Source organism: Fredinandcohnia quinoae (assembly GCF_022427965.1).
Classification (GTDB): domain Bacteria; phylum Bacillota; class Bacilli; order Bacillales; family Bacillaceae_L; genus Ferdinandcohnia; species Ferdinandcohnia quinoae.
Map to the genome: position 1 here is coordinate 81,426 of NZ_JAKTTI010000015.1, position 8,376 is coordinate 89,801.

The following is an 8,376-nucleotide window of genomic DNA, read 5'->3' on the forward strand; positions in this document are numbered from 1 at the left end:
ATTAAGCATAGAATCGAGGATATATGGAAGGAGATTTAATTATGATGAAGAAACGTGTTGTAGTAACAGGATTAGGAGCAGTAACTCCATTAGGAAATGATGTAGAAACATCATGGGAAAATGCTAAAAATGGTGTATCAGGGATTGGACCTATTACAAGGGTTACAATAGAAGGTTTACCTGCAAAGGTGGCAGCTGAACTAAAAGATTTTAATCCGGAAAATTATATGGACAAAAAAGAAGCTAGAAGAATGGACCGGTTTACCCAATATGCATTAGCGGCGTCTCTTATGGCTGTTAAAGATGCAAATTTGGAAATTACAGATGACATTGCTCCTCGTGTTGGGGTTTGGATAGGTTCTGGAATTGGTGGGATGGAAACCCATGAGGAGCAGCATAAAATTTTTCTTGAAAAAGGATATCGAAGGGTTAGTCCATTTTATGTACCGATGATGATTCCTGATATGGCAGCAGGACAAGTATCAATCGCACTTGGAGCTAAGGGAATTAACTCATGTACGGTTACTGCTTGCGCGACAGGGACAAATTCGATAGGAGATGCATTTAAGGTTATTCAACGTGGCGATGCCGATGTGATGATTACAGGCGGGACTGAAGCTCCTTTGACTACAATGTCTTTTGCTGGATTTTGTGCGAACAAAGCATTGTCTTTTAACCCTGATCCGAATACAGCGAGTCGACCATTTGATAAAAATCGAGATGGCTTTGTAATGGGTGAGGGTGCTGGTATATTAGTTATAGAAGAGCTAGAGCATGCAATAGCTCGTGGAGCAAACATCTATGCTGAAATTGTTGGATATGGCTCAACAGGGGATGCTTATCATATTACAGCACCTGCACCGGGTGGAGAAGGTGGAGCGCGTGCAATGCGTCAAGCAATTGAAGATGCTAACCTTGAACCTAATGAGATTGCTTATATTAATGCTCACGGCACAAGTACTGATTATAATGATAAATTTGAAACATTAGCCATTAAAGAGGTTTTTGGTGCCCATGCTAATAAGCTTGCAATTAGTTCTACAAAATCGATGACGGGCCACTTGCTTGGAGCTGCTGGTGGGGTAGAAGCTATTTTCTCGATTTTAGCAATAAAAGAGGATATCGTTCCGCCAACGATTAATTACGAAACACCTGATCCAGAATGCGATTTGGATTATGTTCCAAATGAAGCAAGAAAAATGGTTGTTAATGCTGCCCTAAGTAACTCACTTGGGTTTGGTGGTCATAATGCAACTCTGATCTTTAAGAAGTATTAAAATTGAAAGTGAGTCAGACTTTAAAAATGGTCTGGCTCTTTTTTATTTGCTCTGAATACCCTAACTAGTAGTTTAATGGGAAGGAAGAGGGAGTAATGGGAATCATTCGTACTGATGAGTGGATAAGGGATCATTATTCTAATCCACTAGAAATTTGCAAAAAACTAACCACATATTTTCCAATGGAAAGCTCTGAACGAGAGATTTATCAATACTTACGGGTACACGGTATGTACAAACCACATAAAGAGGGTGAGGAAGCACCTCTTAAGCTACTTCCGGAGAATATATGGCGAGTTGTGAAAAAGGAGGAAGATCGATTAAAGAGGGAATGGAATGGACCTTCGATTCCAATTTTTATTTTTCCAGTTGATGAATACAATCGGAAAATAAGAAAAGAATTTAACGGGAAGTCAGGGCTCGCATTTAAGGATAAGTTATTTTTATTCTTTTCCAGCAATAATAGTGTGGATGAGATAAAAGCGGTTTTTACTCATGAATATAATCATGTTTGTCGTCTAACGAAAATTAATAAAAGTGAAGATAACTACACATTGTTAGATTCGATCATAATAGAGGGATTGGCAGAAAATGCTGTTAGTGAACAATGCGGGCCAGATCAAGTAGCTGGATGGACGAAATATTATACAGAAAATCAGGTTGATAGATTATGGAAAAATATTATAGAACCTAATCAATCGATTTTCAAGTCAGAACGAAAACATGATGAACTTTTATATGGAATGGGATTTTATCCAAAGATGGTTGGATATTGCGCTGGGTACTATTTGGTGAAAAGATACATGGAAAAACATAGACTTGAATGTAAGGATTTATTCAAAATTCCTTCAGAAAACATAATTAAATAGTGTTATAGAGACGACATTGATAATAATCAGTGTTGTTTTTTTAGTTAGAAAATTTATACTTAATAAAATATTATAAATATATTGAAATAATATGCGATTCCTATTCTAGTAAAAGAAAAAATCCCTGATTTCACTTGTTTTTGATGGTATTTTCAGAAAAATAATTATATTAAATGAAAAAATTATCTTGCAATTATAATAGTTTTCCACTAAACTCTTTATATAAATATAATATTTGTTTAGAATTTTGAGAATATTTGAGGTGTCGAGAATGAGCGTGATTTCGCGAAGTAATAATGAAGCACCTTTACTTGAAGTGAAGGGGTTAAAGACCGGGTTTACAATAGATGGTGAAATATATCATGCAGTCGACGGAGTATCATTTAGTGTTAAACCGTCACAAATTGTCGGAATTGTTGGAGAATCCGGGTGCGGAAAAAGTGTAATGTCTATGTCCGTTATGAAGCTTTTACCTATGGGGATCGGAAAAATAACCGATGGTGAAGTTATCTTTGAAGGAAAAAATATTGCGGGCTATAGTGAATCAGAAATGAATGGATTACGCGGTAAAGAAATGTCGATGATTTTCCAGGAGCCAATGACGGCACTAAATCCAGTATTTACAATCGGCTTCCAATTGCAAGAGGTACTTTTCAATCATCAAAAAATATCAAAGCAAAAAGCGAGAGCGGTAAGTGTTGAACTGCTCAAACAAGTAGGTATCTCACGTCCAGATAGTATTGTCGATGAATATCCCCATCAATTATCAGGTGGAATGAGACAACGAGTTATGATTGCAATTGCAATTGCATGTCAACCAAAACTGCTAATTGCTGATGAACCAACAACTGCATTAGATGTTACAGTACAGGCACAAATTATGGAGTTAATTAAAGATATACAAACAAAAAATAATATGGCCGTGATTTTAATTACACATGATTTAGGTGTTGTAGCAGAAATGTGTGATGAAGTAATTGTTATGTATGCGGGTAAAATTGTTGAAAAAACAGATGTTGATACACTTTTCTATAATCCGAAACATCCTTATACGAAACTACTGATGGAATCAATTCCTAAATTAGATGAAGAGGTTGATACTTTAGGTTCAATAGAAGGTATCGTCCCATCCTTAAAAAATATGCCTAAAGTTGGCTGTCGATTCGCAGATCGTTGTCCAGTTGCAATGCCAGAGTGTAAACAAATAACACCGGTATTAGCAGAAGTAGAGGATGGACATGATGTTTCTTGTCTATTGTACAAGAGTAGTCAGCCTGTAGAAGGGGTGATATAAGATGGCTAAACAAATCGTAAATAATAATGACGAAGTATTGTTAGAAGTGAAAAATCTAAAAACCTATTACCCGATAAAAGGTGGGTTTTTAAGAAAGACAATAGCGAATGTAAAAGCTGTTGATGATATTTCTTTTGAGATTAAACGTGGTGAAACACTTGGCCTTGTAGGTGAATCAGGTTGTGGGAAATCAACAACTGGACGAACGATATTACGATTACTAGAGCCGACATCTGGCCAAATTTTACTAGATGGTAAGGATATTACTAGTATTAAAGGTAGAACACTGAGAGATATTAGAAAAGATTTTCAAATGGTATTCCAAGATCCCTACGCATCATTAAATCCAATGCAGATGGTAGGAGATATCGTAGCCGAACCGATTATTAATTATACAGGTAAGTCATTAAAACAACTCAAAGACGAGGTTGTGGAACTTCTTCGCAGGGTTGGCTTACCAGAAGATGCGTTTTATAAGTATGCACATGAATTTTCAGGTGGACAAAGACAAAGAATTGGAATTGCTCGTGCATTAGCATTAAAACCAAAGTTAATTATAGCGGACGAGCCTGTATCAGCACTTGACGTATCCGTACAATCACAAGTTCTTAATCTATTAAAAGAATTACAAGAGGAGTTTGGATTGACATTCCTATTCATCGCTCATGACTTAAGTGTTGTAAAGCATATGAGTGATCGAATTGGGGTTATGTATTTAGGTAATATTGCTGAAATTGCAGATAAGGATAGTATGTACGCTGAACCTCTTCATCCGTATACTCAAGCATTAATTTCGGCAATTCCTGAACCAGACCCTAGAAAGAAAAAAGAACGTATAGTTCTTCAAGGGGATGTACCAAGTCCTGCAAACCCTCCTACGGGTTGTCCATTCCATCCAAGATGCTCTAAGGCAATGGAGGAATGTTCACGTATAAAACCACAATTAAAGGAGGTGAAGCCAGGACATCAGGTCGCTTGTCATTTATATAAGTAATTATTTGACAGGTTAATATTTAAAACATATAGAAAATGAACTGGGGGAAAGAAAATGAAGAAGTCAGCATTGTTGACTATCGCTCTTATGCTAGTAATGTCATTATTCCTAGCAGCTTGCGGTGGTAAAGATGAAAAATCAGCAAAAAAAGAAGATGAAAAAGCTGGATCTGAAACAGCTGCTCCAAAAGAAGGCGGCACAATCACTTTAGCGGTAAGTACTGCTCCTGAAGGTGTATTTGAATCAGCATATTACAGAAGTGCTATCGATGCACAAATTCTAAACTTTACAACAGAAAGTATGTTCGCGACTAATGATGAATTAGAAACTGTTCCTCACTTAGCAACTTGGGAAATTAGTGAAGACAAATTAACGTATACTTTCAAAATTAAAGAAGGCGTTAAATGGCATAATGGTGAAGAATTAACTGCAGAAGACTGGCAATTTGCCCTTGAAACAATGGCAGATCCAGACTATGATGGTTCTCGTTTCAACTATGTTGAAGGAATCAAAGGTGCAACAGAAAAGAAAGATGGTAAAGCAGATCATATCGAAGGTATTAACGTAATTGATCCACATACAATTGCAATTACTTTCAAAGAAGTAAAAATTAATAACTTAGAAAATCTTTGGCCAACTCCAATGCCTAAGAAAGCATATGAAGGAATTGCGGTTAAAGACTTAGCTGAGTCTGATCCTGTCCGCAAAGAACCAGTAGGTCTTGGTGCATTCAAAGTTAAAAAAGTTGTTGCTGGTGAATATGTTGAGTTAGAGCGTAATGATGAGTATTGGCAAGGTAAGCCAAAATTAGATGGCGTAGTTATTAAAGTTATCGATCCATCATTAGCAAATGGTGCATTCCAAAATGGTGAAGTTGATATTATGGAAATCGCTCCTGCATCTGTTAAAGAATTAGAAGGTATGGATAATGTTCGTGTAGAAGAATCTGGCGGTACAGCTTATTCATACATTGGTTTACGTTTCGGTCACCGTGACCAAGCAACTCGTACAAACGTTGCAGACTTTGACAAATTTAATTCAAAAGAATTACGTCATGCATTATTATATGCAATCAACCGTCCAGCGATGATTGATGCATTCCTTTCTGGGAAAGGTAAAGTATTTAACACAGTTGTACCTTCTGCATTCTGGATTGCAGTAGATGATTCTGAAATTAACCAATATGAGTTCAATACAGATAAAGCAAAAGAATTACTTGCAGAAGCAGGCTATAAAGATATTGATGGTGATGGATTCGTCGAAGATCCACAAGGTAAACCATTCAAAATCTCATTCGGTCACTATGCAGGAAATGCAACATTCGAAGGTCGTTCACAAGCAATTATCCAAAGCTGGAATGATATCGGTGTGAAGACTGAATTAGCAACAGGTACATTAATTGAATTCAACCTTTATAACGACATGAAAGATCAAGATGATGCAGCACTAGAAGCATTCTTCGGTTCTTGGTCAACTGGTTCTGATCCAGATCCATCTGGTCTTTGGGATAATGATGCTGAATGGAACTATGGTCGTTGGGTAAATGAAGAAAGTCACAAGCTTCTTATGGAAGGTCTAAGTGAGAAAGCATTTGATAATGACTACCGTAAACAAGTTTATGTTGATTGGCAAAAACTATTTAACGAAGAATTACCAGCATTACCATTATGGGAAAACATGGACCTTTATGGAATTAACAAACGTCTTCAAGGTGTTCATATTAATGCAGTAGGATACCAAGATAATGTACATGAATGGTATATTACAGAGTAATTCGAAGAAATTTTAAAGGATAAGGGGAATACACCATGCTACAATACTCAATACGAAGAATTCTTGGCATGATTCCATTATTACTCCTTGCCTCCTTAGTAGTGTTCTCCCTGGCAAAAATGATGCCAGGGGACCCTTTTGGGGGAGAAATAGATCCATCTAATACGAATCCTCAATATATCGAAGAAATGAAGGAGAAGTTAGGTTATAATGACCCAATATACGTACAATATTGGAGATGGGTTACTGATTTTGTTCAAGGGGATTTTGGGAAATCAACTGCACATAAAATGCAAGTATCAGATTTAATATTAGAAAGAATTCCTAATACGTTATTTTTAGCATTAGTGTCTTTAATATTTACGTATATATTTTCATTTTTAATGGGGATGTATGCCGGAAGAAAACCGTATACACTTGGAGATAACTTAATTGCAGGATATAACTATTTTGGACTTGCGATTCCTTCTTTCGTAGCTGGGATTGTGGCTATTTACTTTTTCTCGTTTCAGCTTGGATGGTTCCCATTTAGCGGATCTATAGAAGTTGGTTTAGAACCTGGCACTTGGGAATATTATGTTAGTAAATTCAGACATGTATTACTTCCAGCATTAGTTTTAGGTCTAATGGGTACAGCGTCATACACACAATTTTTACGTAATGACATAATTGAAAATAGTCGTAAAGACTTTGTAAGAACAGCTAGAGCAAAAGGAACAAAGGAATCAAATATTTATAATAAACATATTTTACGAAATTCAATTATTCCGTTAGTAACATTTTTAGGTTTTGATATTGCCACATTAATCGGTGGAGCAGTTATTACAGAAACAATTTTCACTTATCCTGGTATCGGACAGCTATTCCTAGAATCCGTTACAAGAAGAGATTATGCAGTTATGATGACGATAACAATGTTACTTTCATTTCTAACGCTTTTCGGAAATCTTATAGCCGATTTACTATATGGCATAGTGGATCCACGCATTCGATTGGATTAAGGAGGGGTATAAATGGAAGTAGTTTCAAATACAAATAAAAATGTAACAAACACAGTTAAAAAGAGTCCCTCGCCATGGGTAATAGCAAGAAGAAAATTCATGAAGAATAAGCTAGCTATGATAAGCTTATCAGTTCTAGTGCTAATTTTGCTAACAGTAATTATTGGCCCGATGCTATCAAAGCAAGATATAGTTCGTGTAAACTTCATGCAATTAAAACAAGCACCATCTGCTGAGCATTGGCTTGGAACAGATACGAACGGACGTGATGTTTTTGCACGGTTGTTAGCTGGTGGAAGAACTTCTTTACTCATTGGGTTCACCTGTATGTTCTTTGTAACAGTTATTGGAACTATTATAGGATCGATTGCTGGGTATAATGGAGGGAAAATGGATCAATTATTGATGCGTTTTACTGACTTCGTTTTAGTTTTTCCTTTTTTAATATTCGTAATTGTGATAAATACAATTTTAAGTGGAAAAATGTCTGGACCATGGCCAATCATAATCGTTATTAGTATACTCAGTTGGGGCGGCGTTGCAAGAATTGTACGAAGTAGAATTCTGGCAGAAAAAGAAAATGAATATATCTTAGCAGCTAAATCAATCGGAACAAGACCTTCCAAGATTATTATGAAGCATCTGTTACCGAATGTTTCTTCAACCATCATTGTACAAGCTACTTTGATTTTGGCTGTTATGATCGTTGCAGAGACTGGTTTAAGCTTTTTGGGCTTTGGTGTTTCTACTGATACACCAAGCTGGGGTAATATGTTATCAGAAGCTAGAGACTCAGTAGTGCTGCGTACGTATACTTGGATGTGGGTACCACCTGCAGCAGCGATTACGTTAACAATTCTTTGTATAAATTTCATAGGCGAAGGATTAAAGGATGCCTTGAATCCAAAATCTAATCGTTAAACAGATCTATCACTAAATGTGATGGATCTTTTTTTTGTTTACTTACTAGATTGAAAAATAAAACTACTATATTGATAAAACAAACTTTATCACAATGAAGTATTAAAGTGAAAAATAAAAAAGGCAATAAATTAAGGATTTTCATAGGATTATAAGCGAAAAAATCGTAAAAATTATAAAAATAATCTTGCAATTTCGACAGATTTTTAATAGAATTCATAATTAGATAAAACAATTACTATTATTC

General features: G+C 35.9%; 7 protein-coding genes. All 7 read left to right on the plus strand.

Annotation, left to right across the window (positions count from 1 at the left end; all coding sequences use genetic code 11):
* Positions 1 to 41: 41 nt before the first annotated feature.
* The 7 genes from fabF to opp4C all read left to right on the plus strand — a co-directional run bounded on the left by fabF (position 42) and on the right by opp4C (position 8,129).
* Positions 42 to 1,277 (plus strand): beta-ketoacyl-ACP synthase II, encoded by a 1,236-nt coding sequence (fabF, locus tag MJG50_RS11135; protein ID WP_240255765.1) that lies wholly within the window; start codon positions 42 to 44, stop codon positions 1,275 to 1,277.
* Between the two features lie 95 nt (positions 1,278 to 1,372).
* A complete protein-coding gene (locus MJG50_RS11140) occupies positions 1,373 to 2,146 on the plus strand; it encodes a DUF2268 domain-containing putative Zn-dependent protease (protein WP_240255767.1) in 774 nt (257 codons plus the stop codon).
* 271 nt (positions 2,147 to 2,417) lie between these two features.
* Positions 2,418 to 3,440: an ABC transporter ATP-binding protein gene (locus MJG50_RS11145; RefSeq protein WP_240255769.1), complete on the plus strand. Its 1,023-nt coding sequence runs from the start codon at positions 2,418 to 2,420 to the stop codon at positions 3,438 to 3,440.
* 1 nt (position 3,441) lies between these two features.
* Positions 3,442 to 4,434, plus strand: a complete 993-nt coding sequence (locus MJG50_RS11150) for an ABC transporter ATP-binding protein (RefSeq protein WP_240255771.1) — start codon at positions 3,442 to 3,444, stop codon at positions 4,432 to 4,434.
* A gap of 54 nt (positions 4,435 to 4,488) precedes the next feature.
* Positions 4,489 to 6,207 carry an oligopeptide ABC transporter substrate-binding protein gene (opp4A, locus tag MJG50_RS11155; RefSeq protein ID WP_240255773.1) on the plus strand — a complete coding sequence of 573 codons (1,719 nt, stop codon included), beginning with the start codon at positions 4,489 to 4,491 and terminating at the stop codon, positions 6,205 to 6,207.
* 35 nt (positions 6,208 to 6,242) lie between these two features.
* Positions 6,243 to 7,208: an oligopeptide ABC transporter permease gene (opp4B, locus tag MJG50_RS11160; RefSeq protein ID WP_240255775.1), complete on the plus strand. Its 966-nt coding sequence runs from the start codon at positions 6,243 to 6,245 to the stop codon at positions 7,206 to 7,208.
* A 12-nt stretch (positions 7,209 to 7,220) separates the two neighbouring features.
* The gene (opp4C, locus tag MJG50_RS11165; protein ID WP_240255777.1) at positions 7,221 to 8,129 is read left to right on the plus strand and encodes an oligopeptide ABC transporter permease; all 909 of its coding nucleotides are present in this window, start codon (positions 7,221 to 7,223) and stop codon (positions 8,127 to 8,129) included.
* The last annotated feature ends 247 nt before the right edge of the window (positions 8,130 to 8,376 follow it).